Annotated in this window: 16 protein-coding genes; 10 read left to right on the forward strand and 6 right to left on the reverse strand. The window is 44.4% G+C overall.

The window, feature by feature from the left end:
* The first annotated feature begins 418 nt into the window (after positions 1–418).
* Positions 419–4,870 (forward strand): endo-1,4-beta-xylanase, encoded by a 4,452-nt coding sequence (locus tag ACDJ58_RS02755; RefSeq protein WP_413375279.1) that lies wholly within the window; start codon positions 419–421, stop codon positions 4,868–4,870.
* A gap of 95 nt (positions 4,871–4,965) precedes the next feature.
* Here ACDJ58_RS02755 and ACDJ58_RS02760 read toward each other — a convergent pair whose 3' ends face one another.
* Positions 4,966–5,172 (reverse strand): DUF2536 family protein, encoded by a 207-nt coding sequence (locus tag ACDJ58_RS02760; RefSeq protein ID WP_072735697.1) that lies wholly within the window; start codon positions 5,170–5,172, stop codon positions 4,966–4,968.
* Between the two features lie 552 nt (positions 5,173–5,724).
* On the opposite strand from ACDJ58_RS02760, the gene ACDJ58_RS02765 reads away from it, so the two are divergent.
* From ACDJ58_RS02765 to ACDJ58_RS02785, 5 genes are all read left to right on the forward strand, one after another.
* Positions 5,725–6,711, forward strand: a complete 987-nt coding sequence (locus ACDJ58_RS02765) for a tRNA dihydrouridine synthase (protein WP_413375281.1) — start codon at positions 5,725–5,727, stop codon at positions 6,709–6,711.
* Between the two features lie 15 nt (positions 6,712–6,726).
* Positions 6,727–7,296: a hypothetical protein gene (locus tag ACDJ58_RS02770; protein ID WP_413375283.1), complete on the forward strand. Its 570-nt coding sequence runs from the start codon at positions 6,727–6,729 to the stop codon at positions 7,294–7,296.
* A 237-nt stretch (positions 7,297–7,533) separates the two neighbouring features.
* Positions 7,534–8,694: a cobalamin-independent methionine synthase II family protein gene (locus tag ACDJ58_RS02775; protein ID WP_413375285.1), complete on the forward strand. Its 1,161-nt coding sequence runs from the start codon at positions 7,534–7,536 to the stop codon at positions 8,692–8,694.
* A 362-nt stretch (positions 8,695–9,056) separates the two neighbouring features.
* Complete coding sequence (locus ACDJ58_RS02780; protein WP_413375287.1) at positions 9,057–9,776, forward strand: hypothetical protein; 720 nt, start codon at positions 9,057–9,059, stop codon at positions 9,774–9,776.
* A gap of 234 nt (positions 9,777–10,010) precedes the next feature.
* Positions 10,011–10,718 carry a DNA alkylation repair protein gene (locus ACDJ58_RS02785; RefSeq protein ID WP_413375289.1) on the forward strand — a complete coding sequence of 236 codons (708 nt, stop codon included), beginning with the start codon at positions 10,011–10,013 and terminating at the stop codon, positions 10,716–10,718.
* Positions 10,719–10,935: 217 nt separating this feature from the next.
* Here the strand turns inward: ACDJ58_RS02785 and ACDJ58_RS02790 are convergent, their stop codons facing one another.
* Complete coding sequence (locus tag ACDJ58_RS02790) at positions 10,936–11,016, reverse strand: putative holin-like toxin (RefSeq protein WP_353057537.1); 81 nt, start codon at positions 11,014–11,016, stop codon at positions 10,936–10,938.
* A 507-nt stretch (positions 11,017–11,523) separates the two neighbouring features.
* Here ACDJ58_RS02790 and ACDJ58_RS02795 point away from each other — a divergent pair.
* Positions 11,524–12,696, forward strand: a complete 1,173-nt coding sequence (locus ACDJ58_RS02795) for a DUF4317 domain-containing protein (protein ID WP_413375291.1) — start codon at positions 11,524–11,526, stop codon at positions 12,694–12,696.
* Positions 12,697–12,806: 110 nt separating this feature from the next.
* Here the strand turns inward: ACDJ58_RS02795 and ACDJ58_RS02800 are convergent, their stop codons facing one another.
* On the reverse strand, positions 12,807–13,751 hold the full coding sequence (locus ACDJ58_RS02800; protein ID WP_413375293.1) for a helix-turn-helix domain-containing protein: 945 nt from the start codon (positions 13,749–13,751) through the stop codon (positions 12,807–12,809).
* A 172-nt stretch (positions 13,752–13,923) separates the two neighbouring features.
* Between ACDJ58_RS02800 and ACDJ58_RS02805 the strand changes: the two genes are divergently transcribed.
* Complete coding sequence (locus ACDJ58_RS02805) at positions 13,924–14,943, forward strand: glycoside hydrolase family 88/105 protein (RefSeq protein WP_413375295.1); 1,020 nt, start codon at positions 13,924–13,926, stop codon at positions 14,941–14,943.
* Between the two features lie 13 nt (positions 14,944–14,956).
* A complete protein-coding gene (gene gnpA, locus ACDJ58_RS02810) occupies positions 14,957–17,131 on the forward strand; it encodes a 1,3-beta-galactosyl-N-acetylhexosamine phosphorylase (RefSeq protein WP_413375297.1) in 2,175 nt (724 codons plus the stop codon).
* Positions 17,132–17,290: 159 nt separating this feature from the next.
* Here the strand turns inward: gnpA and ACDJ58_RS02815 are convergent, their stop codons facing one another.
* A complete protein-coding gene (locus ACDJ58_RS02815) occupies positions 17,291–18,631 on the reverse strand; it encodes a lytic polysaccharide monooxygenase (RefSeq protein WP_413375299.1) in 1,341 nt (446 codons plus the stop codon).
* A gap of 396 nt (positions 18,632–19,027) precedes the next feature.
* Between ACDJ58_RS02815 and ACDJ58_RS02820 the strand changes: the two genes are divergently transcribed.
* Positions 19,028–19,243: a hypothetical protein gene (locus ACDJ58_RS02820; protein ID WP_063567124.1), complete on the forward strand. Its 216-nt coding sequence runs from the start codon at positions 19,028–19,030 to the stop codon at positions 19,241–19,243.
* 143 nt (positions 19,244–19,386) lie between these two features.
* On the opposite strand, the gene ACDJ58_RS02825 is transcribed toward ACDJ58_RS02820, so the two are convergent.
* Positions 19,387–19,710, reverse strand: a complete 324-nt coding sequence (locus ACDJ58_RS02825) for a hypothetical protein (RefSeq protein WP_175380976.1) — start codon at positions 19,708–19,710, stop codon at positions 19,387–19,389.
* 134 nt (positions 19,711–19,844) lie between these two features.
* Positions 19,845–20,768 (reverse strand): alpha/beta hydrolase fold domain-containing protein, encoded by a 924-nt coding sequence (locus tag ACDJ58_RS02830; protein WP_413375302.1) that lies wholly within the window; start codon positions 20,766–20,768, stop codon positions 19,845–19,847.
* Positions 20,769–20,831 lie beyond the last annotated feature (63 nt).

The raw sequence follows: 20,831 nt of genomic DNA on the forward strand, positions 1-20,831 counted from the left end.
CCCTCCTTCATTATGATGGTCATAAGATCATGCTGAACGGTCATCTGACTTCATTATACCTTGTGAATTTACGTTTGATGAGAGAAAGAAGTTTCACATAGCGAAGGAGCAGGGGAATCCTGCTCCTTTTTGGTCTTTTTTAAAGTGTGGCTGGTGGTAGGCATTATTAAGAGGGGATCTGTTGTGAGTGCTGAGACGAATTTATCTGCCGCGGCCTGATTAGCGGAATGAAGAGTATGTCCATACCATTATCAGACTTGGTAGAGTTCTGTAAAAAACTAAGATTCCCCTTTAATTTGGAGTAAGATTTCTCTTTCATGAAGTGGTATTATCTGGGGTGAAAGGAGGCTGGCTATAACAAATTATGTAAGCGCTTTATATGTTTTGTAAAAAATTTGATGTGGGGGGAATGCTTCGAATGAGGAAATCATTTAAGCAGGTCGTTTCCGGGGTGCTCGCAGCGGCTCTGCTTCTTCCGGGCGGCTTGATTGCTCCGGCAGATAGCGCTGCGGATCTAGCGGCATCTAATTCACAAATTGTGTATCAAGAAACATTCCAGAATGGCCAAGGCAAGGTAACTCAATCAGGTGGTGCCCAGCTGGACGCTGTAACAGGCAAACCGTTTGAAGGCAATGATGATGGAGCAGCTCTAAAAGTTAGTAACCGATCTAACAACTGGGATGGCGTGGACATCACATTCGGTGACCTGGGTTTGGCGGTTGGCGAAGAGTATTCTGTAACCGCTTCCGTTTATGTCGATACTGATTCTAACCCACCTGCAGCTGGGAAAGCTCTCCTGGAGATTGTATCTAATAAGGGCGTTACTGGATCAGAGGGATACACTGGAATTAGCTCTGCTGACTTTAAAGCAGGAAAAGGCATTACGCTATCCGCCGCTCTCTCCGTAACCAGTGTGGACAAGACAGCTCTGCGGATTAAATCTGATGATGCCGGAAATGGTGTTCAATTCTATATCGGGAATATCACGATTACCCAGACAGCAGCACCTGTTGAACCAGCGGTAGTCCTTAACCAAAGCTTTGAAGATGGCAGTACCGATGGATGGGGCAAGCTGGGTTGGGGATCGAACGGGGATACTGCGGTCGTTAACGACGTAGCCTCCGAAGGTACGAAATCTCTGAAGTTCTTCAACCGGGCCGATGAGAAGGCCGTTCCAGCTCTCGTACTTACTGGCAAAATGAAATCCGACCGTAAGTATGATATTTCTCTCAAGGTTAGACTCGGTTCAGGTGAAGGCCAGTTCCATCTGGCTTCTAAGATAGATTCTGAAATATTGTCGGATGATCAGAAGTATCCTTGGATTATAGGCAACAAGCTTGTAACCGCTTCCGACTGGACTTTATTTGAAACCAAAGGCTATGAAGTACCTTCTAAAACGAATGAGGTCATCATCTATGTTGAACCATCAAACAATACGTTAACCTCCGATATTTACATTGATGAAGTCATCATCACCGATGTAACCCCTGATCAAACCGCACCGGAGATTGTAGATAAAACGGGCATCTCTGCCGATTTTGAGAATGGCCTGGATGGATTCAAAGCACGGAATGGCCGTGAAACGGTAGTTCTTTCCCAAAACGATAATCATACATCTGGCGGCAAGCAAAGTTTGCTTGTGACGACTACAACACAATATGATGCAGCCTTGGTTGATGCAACTGGCAAAATGGCGAAGAATCACGAATATGAGCTGTCTGCTTGGGTGAAAATGGCACCTGGCGAAGCGCCTACAACCCTTCGTATTAGTGTTCAATATGCTGACAGCGGCTTTGCGAACGTTTCACCAAATGCAACCGTTACCGATCAGGAATGGGTACACTTAACGGGTAAGTATACGCTCACCACTACTCCAAGCGTACTCAATGCTTATATTGAAACAGCAAACAATGACGGCGGCAACCGTACCTTCTTCTTGGATGACTTTGCTCTAAAATATCTGGGACCTGTAACTGCCGCACCTCCGATTCAAGAAAACCTTCCAAACCTCAAGCATATTTACAAAGATGATTTCTTGATCGGGAACATTGTTAATCCGTCTACCTTTGACGAGACTCGGCTCAAGCTTCTGAAGAAACATCACAATGTCGTCACGTTTGAGAATGACATGAAGCCGGATTATGCATATGACATGGACAGACAATTTGATTTCACTGCAGAAGATGCTCTTGTCCAAAAAGTACATGATGCAGGCCTTGATTTGCACGGCCACGTGCTCGTATGGCATGCGCAGTCACCTACCTGGCTTCATACGGCAGTGAGTGGTGAACCATTGAGCCGTGAGGATGCTCTGACGAATCTAAGAAGACATGTTAAAACGGTCGTTGAGCATTTTGGTGACCAAGTTATTTCCTGGGACGTTGTCAACGAAGCCATGAACGATAATCCGGCTAATCCGGAAGACTGGAAAAATGCATTGCGTAATTCAGGCTGGTTACAAGCCATCGGCCCTGAATTTATAGAGGAGGCCTTCCTTGCAGCAAAAGAAGTCATTGAAGAAAATGGCTGGGATATCAAGCTTTACTACAATGACTATAACGATGACAACCAAAATAAAGCTACAGCGATCTACAGCATGGTGAAAGAGCTCAATGAGAAGTACGCCGTAAATCACCCTGGCGAGAAACTGATTGACGGCATCGGCATGCAAGCCCACTACAATTTGGGTACGAGACTGGACAATGTCAAGATGTCGCTTGAGCGTTTTATTTCCTTGGGAGTAGAAGTCAGTGTCACCGAGTTGGACATTATGGCAGGCACCAATTCTACAATCACTGAAAAAGAAGCAAAGCAGCAGGCCTATCTATATGCCCAATTGATGGATCTCTATAAGAAGAACAGCGAGCATATTTCGCGTGTCACCTTCTGGGGGTTAAATGACAGCACCAGCTGGAGAGCCGAGCAGAATCCAACCTTGTTCGATAAGAATTTTCAAGCAAAAGAGGCGTTCTACGCAGTAGTTGATCCTGAAAAGTACATGGCGGAAAATCCGCCTGAAGCTCTTGATTACAAGCGCTCAAGTGCTTACTATGGGACACCAGCTATTGATGGCTCCGTAGACAGTATATGGAGCAAAGCTCCTGAATTGAAACTGGATACAAAGCAAATGGCATGGTCAGGTGCAACAGGAACAGCAAAAGCGCTCTGGGATGACGACAATCTGTATGTGTTGGTTCAAGTCAGAGACGATCAACTGAACAAGACCAACCCGAATGTATGGGAGCAGGATTCCGTCGAAGTATTCGTCGATGAAAATAACGGAAAAACGGCTAACTTCCAAGATGATGATGGACAATACAGAGTGAACTTTGAGAACGTAGCTTCCTTTAATCCTGCGAAAATCGCTGCAGGCTTCGAATCAAAAGTCTCTGTTTCCGGTACCAACTACACAGTTGAAATGAAAATTCCGTTCAAAAAGGTTAAGCCTGCGAACAATGCTAAAATTGGCTTTGATGCGCAGATTAATGATGCTAAAGACGGCAACAGAATCAGCGTGAACGCATGGAACGATCCATCTGGTCAAGGTTACCAGGATACTTCCGTATTCGGTGAATTGACGCTGACTGGCAAACCTTCTTCTGGTGGAAACAATGGCGGAGGTAACAACAGCGGGGGGAACAATGGCGGCGGCAGTGGCGGATCGAACTCCGGGACTACTCCGCAGCCGCAGCCTCAACCAGAGCTTCCAGGCAGCGACTCGGCGATTGTGCCGGTAATTAAAGTCGAAAATGGAACAGCCACAGCAACCATTTCAAGCGACAGCCTGAATAAAGCGATTGAAAAAGCTTCTCCAGGTGCAAACGGCAAGAAGCAGGTTACCATCGAAGTGCCGAAGCAAGCAAATGTACAATCCTATGTTGTGCAATTGCCGACTTCAATCCTGCAAAGCAACAATAATGTTGAGTTTGTGCTTAAGACGGACAATGCAACACTTCAAATTCCGTCCAACATGCTCTCTAATATTTCGGAGCAAGCCGATCAAGTCTCTATTCAGATTAGCAAAGTCTCAGCAGATCGTCTGAGCTCAGATGTTCGCGCTATTGTGGGGAGCCGTCCGGTGATCGATCTAAGTGTAAAAGCTGGTGACCGTCTCCTTGCCTGGAACAATCCAGCGGCACCTGTAACGGTATCTGTTCCGTACACTCTTGCTGCACAGGAGCTTGCCAATGCACATCAAATCGTGATTCTTTACATTGACAATCAAGGGCATGCAACAGCCGTGCCAAGTGGACGCTATGATGCTAAATCCGGCTCAATGGTGTTCAAAACAACTCATTTCAGCACCTATGCTGTAGCCTACGTAACCAAGTCTTTTGCCGATCTGCAAAATGTTCTGTGGGCAAAACAAGCAGTCGAAGCGATGGCTGCACGCGATATTATTAAAGGAATCTCTGATGACAGCTTCGCTCCTGCAGCTTCCATCACGAGAGCCGACTTTATCACCCTGCTTGTCAGAGCACTTGAATTGAAGGGTTCGGGCACGAACACGGCAGCCTTCAGCGATGTACAGCCAACTGCTCACTATGCACAGGTCGTGGCCATTGCCAAAGAACTTGGTATCACCTCTGGATTCGAAGATCACACATTCAAACCTGACAGCAGCATTTCCCGTCAAGATATGATGTTTCTTACGGCAAAAGCTATGAAAGCAGCGGGTAAGCAATCTGCCAGCAACGCAAATCTAGCTCCTTATTCCGATGCTGCAAGCATTTCCGCTTACGCAATGGATAGTGTAGCTTCCCTCGTAGGAAGCGGAATTGTTAACGGCAAAGATGGCAAAATCGCACCAGCCGAACCATTGACCCGTGCTGAAGCAGCGATGGTTCTCTACCGGATCTGGGAAATGTAAAGTTTAATTAAACCAACTAATAAAAAAGACTACCCCCGTATAATCCAGACGGGGGTAGTTCTACTATTCCATATCGAAGTAAAAAAACTCGTACATCACTCTGCAGAAAAATGAACAACTGCACTATATAACATCTTATTTCGAAGCGGGTCGAACGTGACTTGGTGCTGAACCTGCTTCACCCGAAGCAGCAATGCTTTGTTCATTCCGATTCGGTCTTCGATTGCCCGTTCCAGTTCATTGAAGTCATAAGCCTGCAAGCATTCGACTTTGTCTTTGATAATATCGAGTGAAATTTCCATGTTTGTTTCAGGCCTCCTCCATGTCACGATTTGCAGGTACAAAAGCCTGCCGAACTTTTATTGTAGAGGAGCTTGTTCGGTTCGGCAAGAGCGAACAAAGCGAATAATTAGAACGATGGAGGCAGTCTGATTTCTATACTGGGGGGGCCAAAACGAGAAGATAAAGTTATGCTTCAAATAATCACTAATAAACCCGTGCTGAAAATCAACTAAAGACGTGGTAAAATTGGTGGAGTGATAAATGGAGAAAAGGAAAACCAGGACCCATACGGTAACTAGCAAAGGGGGCATTGCCCCTCTTTTTTATGCGAGTCTATTGAAGAGTGCGCTTCTCTTCGGGGTAGGGTATATTCATCTTGATGTCATTAACAGATACTGATGTTTGTACGAAGTTACATTTGCATGGTATAAGTGAAGAAGAAGCAAGGACATCAAAATGTAAATTTCAACGAATCTGCTAATGTAAATGATACGATTGCAGATGTATGGCTTACGATTTTAACTATTAATGAGGACAAAGATTGTCCTGGTATATATAGAGGAGTTTCTAATATGAAAGAAAATTTTTGGCGTGATTTGCCACGACCGTTTTTTATACTGGCACCCATGGAAGATGTGACGGACGTAGTGTTTCGGCATGTCGTTAGTGAGGCGGGCAGACCGGATGTGTTTTTTACGGAGTTTGCGAATACTGAGAGTTACTGTCACCCGGAGGGGAACAAAAGTGTGCGTGGGCGGTTGACGTTTACCGAAGATGAACAGCCCATTGTGGCCCATATCTGGGGAGACAAGCCGGAGTTCTTCCGCGAGATGAGCATCGGGATGGCGAAGGAAGGTTTCAAAGGCATCGATATTAATATGGGCTGTCCTGTCGCCAATGTGGCGGAGAATGGAAAAGGAAGCGGTCTGATCTGCCGTCCTGCGCTTGCAGCGGAGATCATTCAGGCGGCCAAAGCTGGTGGCTTGCCCGTCAGTGTCAAAACTCGCCTCGGGTTCACCGAGGTGGACGAATGGCGCGATTGGTTGACTCATATTTTGCAGCAAGACATTGTGAATCTGTCCATTCATCTGCGTACAAGAGAGGAAATGAGCAAGGTCGATGCGCACTGGGAGCTGATCCCGGATATCAAGAAACTTCGGGACGAGATTGCACCGAATACGTTGCTAACCATTAATGGAGACATTCCTGACCGTGCGACTGGACTCAAACTCGCCGAGCAGTATGGTGTGGATGGCATTATGATTGGACGAGGCATTTTCCAGAATCCGTTTGCTTTTGAAACGGAGCCAAGGGAACATACCACAGAGGAGTTCCTTCATCTGCTGCGGCTGCACTTGGACCTGCATGATCAATATTCAGAGCTTGAACCGCGTTCGTTCAGCCCGCTGGCCCGCTTTTTCAAAATCTACGTCCGTGGATTCCGCGGGGCAAGTGAGCTGAGAAATAGCTTGATGAACGCCAAAACAACGACTAGAGTACGCGAATTGCTAGATGAATTTGGAAGTAAGGAGCATGATGGGGTAGAGGAAAATGAATAGAATACAGGAGGTCATATGTCCTGGAGTAAATTGAAGCAGCAACTGGAGAGTTTCCTTAGTCCCACGTTAGTTGGAACGGTCGAATACCGGGCAACCAGCTACCGCTATTCACCCGATAAATCAGGAAATTGTTACATTACCGTAGACAAAAAGAACGTACTCAATATGAGTGACATCACTGGCTCGATCAGATGGTATCAGACGGAGCAGGAGATCAAGAACGACCCGGATGTCCTGATTCCTGTAAGTCATGAAGAGATTGAAGTCGTCAGAAAAGAAACCAAAGGGACCGTTCCAGAGGATCGCCTTCAAGTCATAGCAAGAAGCAGAAAAAGCTCAGGACTTGCAAAGGAGCTCCTGTCAGCACAGTCATCATTAAGTAAATCCAATTTTACTGTTGCAGCTACTACGTTTTTATCGATTTCTATAGAGGAAAGTCTGGAAAGTCATGATATCTTGTTGAATATTCTGGCTTTGATAGACAGACGAGTGGGCAAAAAGCGAATCTTAAATATGTCCGAGCAGATAAAGTTAAAGCATCCAGCTGTGCAGTATTTTTATGAATTAAGGCGCAGTACGTTGTGAAACATAATAAAGTTCAATGACGGAGTAGCCTGTGTCAAGGATGGTCCTACTGAACATTAGCTAACAAGAAAAGATATGATTAAGTAGACTTCAACCTTCGAATGTTGGAAAGTCTACTTTTTTTATTGTTCAATTTTTGCTATAGCTTTTAACTATAACTAGTTATGGCATTTAAGTATCTCAGCCAACCTCGTTCTGCATGATATGATAATGGTATACAACGAGGGGGTTTTTGACATGACTGATAAGTTCCAGATCGTAGGTAGTTTGTTGCGTCCTGATGAGCTGCTGACATATAAAACGCAAATTGAACATCGTGATGATATCAAATATCCATTCTATGAGAGTTTTGAAGGTTATGAAAAATGCGAGACTGAGGCCATCAAACAAGTGGTGAAAAAAGAAATCGAGCATGACCTGACGATTATTACAGATGGAGAGTTCTCCAAATCGATGTGGCATCTGGATTTTGTGTGGGGCTTTGGTGGAGTTGAGCGTTATATTGCAGACCATGGCTATTTTTTCCGTGATGTGGATGGCTCTTCAAAATATGAAACACGTAAAGATATTGGCCTGCGCATAACGGGCGAATTGAGCGGTAAAAATCACCATTTCATTCAACTGTTCAAACAACTGCAAGACACGGCAGGCGACCAGCAAACGAAACTTTGCGTTCCATCGCCATCCCATATTTTTGGTGAACTCTCCTGGTCCGATAATATCGGCGGTACGGACGCTGTTTATCAGAATATTCAGGAGCTCAAAGAGGGTCTTGTGAAAGCATATAAGGAATTTGTGGAAGAATTCGCTGCGGTAGGCGGTAAAATCCTGCAAATGGATGACTGCTTGTGGGAGCTATTTGCAGACGACAACCCGAACTCTCCGTTTACAGGGGAGCACATTAATCAAGAGGAAGTACAGGGTCTCGCCACCGAATTTATTGATATTAACAATACAGTGATTGACTTCGGTCATAGCCTGGGCTTGAAAATGTGGACACATAATTGCCGCGGCAACTATGATTCTCGCAACATGGGTGGTGGATCTTACACGAAAATCGCTAACCTGTTCCTGAAGCAATTGAAATATGATCGTTTCTTCCTGGAGTGGGATGATGATCGTGCGGGTTCTATCGAAGCCCTGGAGGTTTTCAAGGACAGACCTGAAACGGAAATCGTATTAGGCTTGTTGTCATCTAAGACCAATACACTTGATGATGAAGAGCGCGTAATCCGTTTGCTTGACGAAGCATCTAAAATTATTGATAAGGATCGTCTGTTGCTTTCGCACCAATGCGGTTTTGCATCCTGCGATGGCGGTAACGAACTAAGCGAAGCTGAACAATGGGCCAAAATCGTTCAAGGTCAAAAGATTGCCAAGCAATACTGGGAAAACTAATTTCGAATAGCAGCATCTTGACCTAAAAGGGATGCCTCGTAGGGCCGTCAATGGACCTGCGAGGCATCTCTATTTTTTTATACAGCGGTCTTGCTCTAATATATCGGTCTTTCTTGCTCAGGGTTGCCGGACCGTCCTCGAATAGCATAATTGAACGCAGCGGTACAGAAATGGTTCTGTACCGGTATTTTATTGCACGATAAGTGGCCTTTCTCAGATCTGTAATTAGGACTTTGAAGAAGTCTCGGATTAGATTAAGTTCTATAGAATAACTCTGTTAGGCGTTCCGAATTTTGATATCATAGGGTGAACGCTAATCACTCGACATATGTAGTTGTTAGCATTATTGGTGAGGTGAGAGGATGGAAAAGATCGAGCTTGTATTGATCAAACCTGGAAAGACGTTTACGGATTATCGACATTTGATCATTACGGAAGCAACAGAAGTATGCATTCTTAATATCATTAAAGGCCGGTTATATCCTGATAAGAAGACGATGAATCCGACGTACGAACCCTATCCTACCAAGCAGGAAACCGTTGATGGGCTGAATGAACTGGCTAATGAACTGAGAACTAAAGGTTTTGTGGAAGCGCAGAGAGAGGTCTTGTTTCAGATCCCGGAAAAAGAAATATATGTGTATGACAAAGCGAAGTGGCATTATGAGGGAGACTTTCCGAAAGAGCTGGACATCACTCAAGCCTATGTTCCAACAGAGATGTTCATCACCTGGATAATCAAAAACGATATGATTGGCAAACAAAGCAGTAGAAACGATGCATCGGAAATTGAGCTCGTGAAACGAAATGAAATGACGGGTGCTCAGTTCTTTCGCAAGAACTGGGATGGTGTGTTGAGCTCAAAGGAATTGTCGGATGAAGCGGATGTCTTTGCTCGCGAATACCTGGATATCCATAACGACTTATACACGGCTGTTGATTTCACTAACGTATTGGCAACTGGATTGCCAACGATCTACTATGTGCAAGATTCCATTGAGAACTATCACATCATTGAGCCGATTATTACTGAACGTTATCGGGAATGGAAAAGTCGTCAAAGACCCGTAAACCAAGGATAGTAACAAGGAAAATAAGCTATCAGTAATGGGCCACTGCTCTTCAGAGTAGTGGCTATTTGTGTACAAACGATATGTTGGAAGGGGGATACATTTAGTGGAATCTGGATGTATAGTGGGACAACAAGCTGTGATACAATGAAAGCGAAGTTGTTGTATGGATCATCTCGCAAGCTGTAATTCCTCTAAAAGATAAATTAGAAATATATATGTCCTATGAAAAAGGAGTTTTGCACAATGAATTTGGAAGAGGTAATGCAGGAGCTAGAAGCGCTCGGGAAAGAACGAACAAAGAAAATATATATGTCCAATGGCGCACACGAACCGCTTTTTGGAGTAGCAACCGGGGCGATGAAACCAATCGCGAAGAAAATAAAAAAGGATCAACCTTTGGCTGAGCTGCTTTACGCTACAGGGAACTATGATGCCATGTACTTTGCTGGTGTGATTGCCGATCCCCAAGCGATGACGGAAGCTGATTTTGACCGTTGGATCGATGCCGCTTATTTTTACATGATCTCTGACTTCATCGTTTCGGTCACGCTGGCGGAGACGGATATTGCCCAAGCGGTTTCGGACAAGTGGATTGCGAGCGGTGATGAACTGAAAATGTCTGCAGGCTGGAGCTGTTATTGCTGGTTACTCGGTAGCCGACCGGATAGCGAGTTCTCCGAAAGTAAGTTGAACGATATGCTTAAACAGGTAGAAAAGACAATTCACGAATCACCTGAACGCACCAAGTATTCCATGAACAACTTCCTCTACACCGTTGCAGTTTCCTACCTTCCGTTGCATGATCAGGCAGTGGAGACAGCCAAGGCCGTGGGACCTGTTGAAGTCAACAAGGACAAACCTAAGAGCAAGTTTCTGCTAGCATCCGAAAATATTCAAAAGGCAGTGGAAAAAGAGCGCACTGGATTCAAGCGTAAATATGTAAGATGTTAAGCTGAATAGTTGTCGTCAGTTTTGGTATAGGGAACATTCGAATCTGCAAATTGAAATCCACAATCACCATGTTATAATAAGGATAGAAATAGCTTATAATGCAAAGAGAGCCGTGCGCTAACACGACTCTCTGATGCAATAGCCGCTTTTAAGGGCGGTGGGCTTAACAAGAGGATATACGATCAAGTAGACCGCAACCTTTGCAAGGGTGGGCGGTCTACTTGTGTTTATTGGACAGCAGCGCTACAATCAGCGAACCGAAGGTAAGCATTAGCATAATTGCTTCAAATACTGTCACAAGGCATCACCTCCCTCCCGGGAGATTAGCCGACCGCCCATATAAGCCTTTCCATTGCTCTGTGAGTATACCATATTTTTCTTGGAGCTAATAGATGAACAATAATTCGTTTTCATAAAAGTCTTGGCATGATAAATACCCAGTACTGTGAATGCGGAGAGAGCGTTACGGTGGCTTGTATGAAGAATTATTTAGTTGTAAATAGATAAGAGGAAACACGCCATTTATAGGCGTGTTTTTTTGTGTTTACAGCAGGATACTAAAAATTAAACAGTATCCAACGTATCGTATAATAACCCAAAGGTTACACGATAACGGAGAGGACAGAAATAACCTGAAGAAGCGAAGCGTTCGTCTAAAAGCTTTCTAAAAGAAAGCTACATCGGAAGGTTGTTCTGTCATCGGAGTACCAGTGAAAATATTCTTTAGTTGAACTTATATAGCGAAGGTTTTTTATATCGTTTATACTTGTAAGGCCAATTTACTTGAGGAGTTGTCTAACGAATCATGAATAAAAAAGAAGTCGCGCATATACGTAAACAGTTTAAGATGGATCATGATTTACTGAATATTTACGATATTCTCAACGTGTATATTACGAAGGAAACGAACGAGATTTATCATTGGGAGCGCCATCCGTTTGAGCTGGTGGACAGAGAGAAACAGGAACTGTACATGGGCAATTTCAAAAAATTGCTGACGGGTGAGCTGGATCAGAAATTGTTTGAGCTGAAGTTCCAGGAGCAAGCGGAGGAGCCGGCTCAGGTGATGCTTCACCAAGCACTGGTAACAGGAGATCCGGAGGAATGGCAGGACCTGATGCTCCTGTTGGTGGAAAGAATGTTGGCGGATGCCAAGTATGAAAGGGATATGGTGATCACGTTCGTTCGTGGACAGTATTATTTGCCAACCAAGGCTCGGAACGACCAAGCGGAAGAGAGCGAGAAAAATGAAGTGTTCGCACATCCATTCATTCTTTGCAGTGTGAATTCCACGGAGAAGCAGCGGAAAACGCTCTTGTTTGATTACGTGGAGAGAGAATTTAAGTACAATGTCATTGTAGATCCGGTTGTCAAATTAAGCACACCGGAGCAGGGCTTCCTGTACCCAAGCGTGACGGACAACTATTCCGATGTTAATCGCATTCTGTACTGCACAGGGAAATCCAATTTCCCGGATCCGCATTTTGTCGAAAATGTATTGAATGGAGAAAGATCCGTGACAGCACTGGAAGAACGGGCGATCTTCGAAGATATCGTGAAGGAACTGACTGGTGAACAACTCGACGCAAGCACCCTAGCCCATGTGTACGAGGAGATTAACCGGGTCATCGAAATCAATGAAGAGACACATGAAGAAGAACCTCCGAAGCTCGATTATAAAGATGTGGAACGTGTGCTGACCGCAAGCGGTGTAGAGGATCTGACATCGGAGAAAGTGGAACGGGCATTTGAAACGATCGTGGACGATAAGAATTATGAGTTGAAGGCGAACAGCGTTATGCCGAAATTTACTTCGAAATCCATTAAGATTGAAACCAAAGTAGCCACGATTTCGGTCAGCCCGCAGGATTTGAAGTATGTGAAACAGGTGAATTATCAAGGTAGACGGTGCATCATGATTGAGGTCGATGAAGACGCCGTAATCGAAGGGTTCACGCTCACGACAGAGATACTTTAGAGTCGTGTAACAATCCCTTTATTCGTATTGAAATGATACAAGGAACGAAAGAAGACGCTCAGGACTCGCTCCTGGAGCGTCTTTCATTTGCCTATAAACTATATCTCCCCTTACATCCACCCTGTAAACTCCAATATGGAAGCTTTCGCAGATTGCACTTCGGACTGTGCGCCTTTGCGCCATTCTTTCGGCGATTTCCCCATAAGTCTGGAGAAACATCGGTTGAAGCTGGAAATGGATTGAAAACCGACTTGTTCGGAGATTGAAAGAATGGAAGCGTCAGTGCTTTTTAATTGCTTGCAGGCTTCTTCAATCCGGGTGCTGTTTAGGAAATCCAGAGGTGCTGTTCCCATAATGTCATGGAATTTTCTACGAAAATGTGTGGTGCTCAGGTGGCAAAGATCAGCGAGAAAATCGATGGTGATGGGTGACATATAGTTTTTGGTGATATACTCCAGAACCGGAGAAATAACAAGATCACCTTTTAGATTATGCTGCGTTTCTTGGTCTGCCAAGGGTTCATTCCGGGAATGGATTCGCAGGAGTTCGATATAAAGGGATAACAATAAGCCATAGGCACTTTCCTGATAAAAAGGATTTTTCTGCTTCAATTCCTCTACGACAGATGTTGCAAGGGTGTAAATCCTCGGATGTTCCTCCCTGTTTAAAATGCAGTTCAATCCCTTAATTGCCCACAAATTGGGCTCAAAGTTACTGTAGGTACTACTCTTAAACGAATGTTGAAAGAGGTCCTCTGGCGAGAAAAAGAGATAAGACCATAAGCTGGCTTCATTGGGTGAACTATACGTTGTATGAGGAAGATACCTGGGGATAAAGGTTACATCACCGGCTTTAAAAGGTACCGATTCACCTTTGATCTCCATAATGCCGCTATCCGAATGACAAATACCAATCTCCAAATGGTTGTGGAAATGAAGATGTTCACTTTTGATATCAGAGATTTTCCAACGTTCACCGCTTAACAGCAGAATAGGAAAGTGGATCGGTAAGCTGTAGTGGCGGTATTCAATAATGGGCTGCTTTTTTCTGGGCACATTCGATAACTCCCATTCATAAATGATTGAAATTGCGCAGTTTTGTTGCGAATATGCTTAGATTGACACTATTTTACTGCGTACAATGGAATAAGTAAAGCGTTTTCAAACCAAGGACGGACAGCTCTCAAGCGCATTTGGGGGCATGTGCGCCACGAGAGGGGAATCACCGATGCTTCAAGTGAAATATGACAGGGAAGAAATTTTAAACGTTATTGATAACGTTACGAAAAAAACACTGGCAATGGATTTGACGTGGGATTGGCCTTGCGGTGTGGCGTATTATGGTGTAACTAGAGCTTATCAAACGACAGGGAATCAAGAGTATTTGGACAGGCTTGTCCAATGGGCGGATGAATACATCGAGCTAGGCTTGCCAGACTGGACCGTAAATACATGTGCGATGGGCCATATGCTGATTACTTTATATGAAGAAACAGGGAACCAAAAATATTGGGATATTGTAATGAGCAAGGTGGATTATCTACAAAATCATGCGCTCAGATTCGGAGATAACGTGCTGCAGCATACTGTATCCATTTCCAATGATTTTCCCGAGCAGGCATGGGCGGATACCTTGTTTATGGCGGCATTTTTCCTGCTCCGTGTAGGAAGCAAATTAAAGGATCAGGATATGATCCAGGATGCCCTTAATCAATATTACTGGCATATCAAATACTTGCAAGATCCGAGCAGCGGTTTCTGGTACCACGGCTACAATAACGTTAACAAGGACCACATGTCTGGATTGTATTGGGGAAGAGCGAACGCCTGGGGCGCCTACACCATGTCGCAAGTAAAACCACAGTTGAAGGACTGGTATCTGTATCCACAGTGCATGGACGTGGAGTGCTCGCTGCGGGATCAACTGGCAGCTCTGAAGCTCGTGCAGACAGAGAATGGCTTGTGGCGCACAGTTCTGGATGACGAGCAGTCGTATGAAGAGGTATCGGCTTCCGCTGGTATTGCAGCAGCCATGATCAATAACGGTAATCCGCTCCATACCAAATACGTTCAAAAGGCATTGGAAGGCATCCTGAACAACATTAGTGAAGATGGACGTGTGCTTGGTGTATCGGGTGGTACGGCGGTGATGAAGGATCGGGATGGCTATCGCAATATTCCAAAAGACTGGATTCAGGGCTGGGGTCAGGGCCTGGCGCTCGCTTTCCTGTCCGACATGTTGAAATAGGGAGGGAACCAAGTTGTCCAAACCAATCAAAGGCTCCTTTACACTACCCGGCGAATCCGGTTATGAGGCACTGACTTTGGAACTTGCCGAACGGTGGGGTGCCGATGTCATTCGAGACAGTGACGGTACACAATTATCCGATGAAATTATCAACGCGGGGTATGGCATTTATTCGACCATCTGCATCATCCGGGATCATAATGAGTGGGCATCTCGAAATCAAGATAAGCTACAACAATGTTTTTTAATTACGAATCCGAAGGTAGCTGTACAAGATTATGTATCTTTCTATCTGATGGAGGATTTTTTTGCTGAACAATTCAAGGTTAATGATTCGAAAGAAGCGTTTAAGTACTGGCAGGTCTTTGACCGGACAACCGGGGAGGAAGTGCCAAAAGGACAGTGGAATTATGAACGGGAATCCGGCCATGTGGTCATTACCGGCATTGTCCCTTGGCATAAATACACGGTAAGCTTCATGGCCTATCGGATCTGGGAAGAGATCTCGATGTATAATCACACGACGAATCATTGGGACAAGGAGCATTTGATGCAGATTGATCCGATCTATTCGGAAACGCAGACATATCTGCTGGATTGGATGGAGGATTGGTGTCAGCGACATCAGGAAACAACGGTGGTTCGTTCTACCTCATTATTTTATAATTTCGCTTGGATCTGGGGCAGCGACGAGCGTAATCGCCATCTCTTCTCGGATTGGGGCTCATATGATTTCACGGTAAGTTCAAGAGCACTTGATCTGTTTGCCAAAAAAGTTGGATATTCGCTCTCTGCTGAGGATTTTGTGAATGGCGGCAAATATCGCGTGGGTCATATCCCGGCGCAGCAGCGCAAGCTGGACTGGATGGCATTTATCAATGATTTTGTCATCGAATTTGGGAAGAAGTTAATTGATATCGTGCATAACCACGGCAAGCTGGCGTATGTCTTTTATGATGACAGCTGGGTTGGCATGGAGCCTTACAATGACCGCTTTCAGGAGTTTGGATTCGACGGGATGATTAAATGTGTGTTCTCCGGTTATGAGGCAAGGATGTGTTCAGGTGTCAACGTGGATACCCGTGAGATTCGGTTGCATCCCTACTTGTTTCCGGTTGGCTTAGGCGGACTTCCTACCTTTAAGGAGGGCGGAGACCCCACGCTGGATGCCAAAAAGTATTGGATCAATATAAGGCGCGCTTTGCTCAGAGAGCCGATTGACCGGATTGGGTTGGGTGGATATCTGCATCTGGTTGAGCCTTACCCGGACTTTTGCGATTATATCGAGAAGATTGCGAACGAGTTCAGGGAAATAAAAGAGCTTCATAATGAAGGCAAGCCCTATCAAATAAAGACCAAGGTAGCTGTTCTGCATAGCTGGGGCAAATTAAGATCGTGGACATTGTCTGGCCATTTCCATGAAACGTATATGCATGACTTGATTCATGTAAATGAAGCCTTGTCAGGCTTACCAGTTGAAGTGCAGTTCATTGATTTTGAAGATATCCGTCAGGGCGTACTGCAAAATTGTGATGTCGTGATCAATGCCGGCTCTGCCGGTTCAGCCTGGAGCGGCGGAGAACTTTGGAATGACCACCAATGTGTGGACCTGCTGACCAAATGGGTGTATGAAGGCGGTACTTTTATTGGTATCAACCAGCCATCAGCGGTAGAAGGGTACGACAGCTTTTTCAGAATGGCACATGTTCTTGGGGTGGATGAGGATACTGGCGCCAGGGTGGTTCATGGAAAATGGACATATGAGACTTGCGATGAGCACGGTTTGTTGCCGGAAGGGGCAAAAATAGCGCCGAAGAATAACATATATCTTACCGATGGAACAGCGGCTGTGGTGGATGAAACGGATGGTATGATTACATTGTCTGCACATGACTTTGGTAAAGGAAAAGGAATCTACCTGCCTTCATTCGAATTCAGTTGGGAGAACACAAGGCTGCTGCTGAATCTGATTCGCTTTGCAGGTCATGAATTCCATGATTCGAAGTACATTACGGATAACTTATTTACAGAGTGTACTTATTATCCGGAGAGTAAAATATTGGTCGTCATTAACAATAGTGATCAGGTTCAAACGACGACAATTGATACCGAGTATGGGAAACAAACCGTGGAATTAGATCCGTATGACACCCGGATCACCCATATTGGCTTGATAAAATCGGTATAGAAACATAAAAAGAAAGCAATAAGACGTTCGGGACTAATTCCTGAAGCGTCTTATTTTGCATGGTGTAATACACAGCCGATCCCCTGAATATGGACCGGCTATGGTTGTAATCAGAATCTTATAAGAACTTCTTTTTAACTAATCCTCCAGTCAATCCCGTTATTGCAGCTGCCAGAGGGTTGGTGTTGCCGAAGGGATCCAATCCACTTGAGATGTGTGTGTAAGAAGGCATTTATACGTCAGGTTATTGTAGCTCACGATTGTACCCGCTGTGTATTGAGTATTAGCTGCCCATGCAGGTGCAGTAGAAGCAGCGGCTGTTTTACCGCTGACTGTGCTAGCAGCAGACTGGTTGCCTGCTGCATCAACAGCATAAACCGAGAAGTTGTAGGTTGTGTTCGCTTCAAGATTGGTTACCGTATAAGACGTTGCCGTCCCGGATGTTGTTGTAACTAAAGTAGAGCCGTTATAAATTTTATACCCTGTAACTCCTACATTATCCGTAGATGCCGTCCACATCAGTTGAATGCTGGACGCGGTTGGTGTTCCCATCACATGCAGCCCGCCTGGAGATGTAGGTGCGGTAGTGTCGTTTGCAGGAGGTGCAGTTGTGGTGACGCTTACACTATTACTGGCTGCAGATTCATTGCCTGCTGCGTCGACTGCTTTGACCGTAAAGGTATAAGCCGTGCTTGCTGTCAGCCCTGTTACGGTATAGCTTGTAGTTGTGCCAGATACATTGCCTATTAAGGTAGTCCCGTTGTAAATTTTATACCCCGTTACCCCTACATTATCTGAGGAAGCCTTCCACGACAAGGATGTACTGGTCGCAGCAGTTGCAGTTGCCACAAGTGAAGCTGGAGGTGTTGGTGCCACATTATCAACCGGGTTCGTCCCGGAGAAGTTTACGTCGATGACATTATAGAAGGCGTTGGGAGTATCCGCAACCTCCCAGACTGCTAGAATGACATGATAACCGCTGCGATCTGGTACGTTGCATGAGTTGGTGTAGCTAAATGGAGGTTGGCTGCCATTATAAGGAACTGAACAGAACGGTGTCAGGTCAAACGAATCACGGGATAGAGGTGCATTCGGATTCCAGTTCGTTTTCGTAATATAATATTTCCAGCTTGCCGTTGAATGGTTAGCTGTCAGCTTCCAAGTAAACGTATTACTGCCACTAGACATATTCACTTTCGACCAACGTGTGGCGGATTGCTCATCGAGCTTAGGGAAGACGCCGTTAGCGCTTGCAATATGGCCGTCCGTAGGCCCTGCAGTAGGGAAGCCTTTAGGTGCTTCCAGGCTTTGGGGTTCATACACGATACTGCCGCAATCTTGATTGACTCCCGAAGCACACAGTGCAGCTCGGCTCGCTGGCCCTTCTACGTAACCATGTGACAACGCCTTGGGACTGTTGAACAGCATGCTTACCGTTGTAAGCACCAGCAGACAGCAAATCAATACTAGCTTTGAAGACGGTAAAATGAATCTGAACATTCGATAGCCTCCTGTATCATTTTTTTATATAAACTCAAGTAAGAGCTTATATCGTAATTAAGGAAGTGCTATTCCATATACCATATATGGATATTGTTCAATAAAGAAATCGATATACGGGAATTTCTAAAGTTATTGTAAAGGACCTACATTTGCTGAACAAGGATAAATTTGATAGATAATCCAGTTATTCAAGACTTAGGTAGGCATACAAAAAGGCCTTTGCGGAGAGATCATCTCTCCACAAAAGCCTTTATTTCCGACAGGATTGATAAGTGAAGTGCGTATTATACATCGATTTCACGGAAAAGGCAAGAGGAAAAAGATTGCTTTTAAGTGGGGAATCGTTTATGCTAAAAAAAGGAAGTTTACTATAATTGAAAGGAGGAAGTTGAAATGGAAAATATGTGTATGAACATGATGATGAATATGTGTATGGAAGAAATGATGTGCAAGATGAAATCCATGAAGATGATGATGGAATGCATGGAAGACAAAAGCATGATGGAAGGCATGGACATGAATAAAATGATGTCCTGTATGCAAGAATGCGACGAAATGATGACAACAATGATGGGTATGATGAGCAACATGAAGAAAGCATCCATGTAATTATCGATCATTCATTTTATGTAAAGCTGGCGGGCTTTACATACGTGCGGAACAGTTGACTGTACGCATCAAAAGAATAATAAGCCTTTAATCAAGGCGGGTTAAGCAGACGAACTGCAGACCGGCTTTTTTTCTTATTTATTTTATTTATATTGAAGAATCTTCCGAGAGACATCAATCCGCATTAGCTTCAATTTGAACCATTGCTCCTGTAAAGACTCAGTCTGGTAACCCTCTGAAGCGACTCTCAGTTTGCTGAAAATGTCTATCAGTTGCTTGTTGATTCGGTCATAGCTTGTAAGCAACTCACGGAGCAGTATCGCTTTTCGTTCTTCCTCCAGCAACGCATCCTTCTGATCTTGAAGCTTCCTGAGAATATCTTCAGCCCATTCCAAGTCTTCTATGGTACGGGCATAATTATATAAGTCCAAATAATCGTTAACCCAAGTTTGTGTCAAAGAATCCATGGCGTTATTCACTCCAGTCAGCTACGCTTTTCTATATACCGAGTATTATACCCGGAATAATACAATTTACAAGTGCTGAATGAGATTTTCCTTGGTTTTTTTCAGTAGTAGTCTCATATATGCAATTCATGTGATCATTGCTTAATAATATTAATGATTTTGCGCTCTGCATCCTTGGCTTCAGGAATAGGGTAAAGCACAAAGACATGATTCATTTTGGGATATACAAAGGTATTATGGTCAATGCCCTGGTCGGTAAGCAGTTTGTCGAGCTTCATGTTGTCGGGAAATAAACCTTCATGGGTTCCGATGAAAATGGTAATCTTTCCGAGTCCTTTGAAATCTCCGTAGATTGGGCTGATCAGTGGATCATCCAGATCTTTATCTGCCGCCCATATTCCCCGAATTACATCATAGCCTTCCACAGCCAGCATCGGATCTCGGGTCTCATAGTCGAATATTACCGGGTTGTCCAGAACCATATCCACACATGGAGATAACAAAATGATATCTTTGGGTTGAGGAAGAAGATTCATCTTAATGTAATGTGCGAAACTGAGCGAAATATTTCCGCCCGCTGAATCTCCCATAATGGTAAGTTGTGCAGGACTCTTTATCGATTCAATGATTTCCCGGTATAAGTTCAAGAGTCTTGGATAAGTATGCTGATAGTTGAAATGAGGCACTTTGGGATAGATGGGTGCTATAACTTTGGCATTCAACGATTGTGCGATGCGGTCCATGAACTTCCAATGAAAGGTTAGAGGCTGGTGCGTATGAGCGCCGCCGTGTATATATAGAATTACCCGTTGTTCAGGGGAACTTTGGTCATTTAAAGTAAATACCTGGATGTCTTCAAAGGAACGTTCATTTACTGAGGAGATTAATTTAACCTTACCCAGCTCATAAGGTTTATTGTTCTCTACACCCATGTGCTCCAAGTGCTTCAGGGTGTTTTCTCGCGTGGATAAATTCTTCTTGCTATCTAAAGTTCCGATGTATTTTTCTAATAGATAGCTCTTGATAGAGCGTTTTTTGTTATATATATTTACACTCATCTGTGCGCCGCCTCTCATCCATAAAGTATGATATCCACAGTATAAAGCCTGAAGTATACTTCA

The sequence above is a fragment of the Paenibacillus taichungensis genome (genome assembly GCF_047302525.1).
In the GTDB taxonomy this organism is placed as follows: Bacteria; Bacillota; Bacilli; order Paenibacillales; family Paenibacillaceae; genus Paenibacillus; species Paenibacillus taichungensis_B.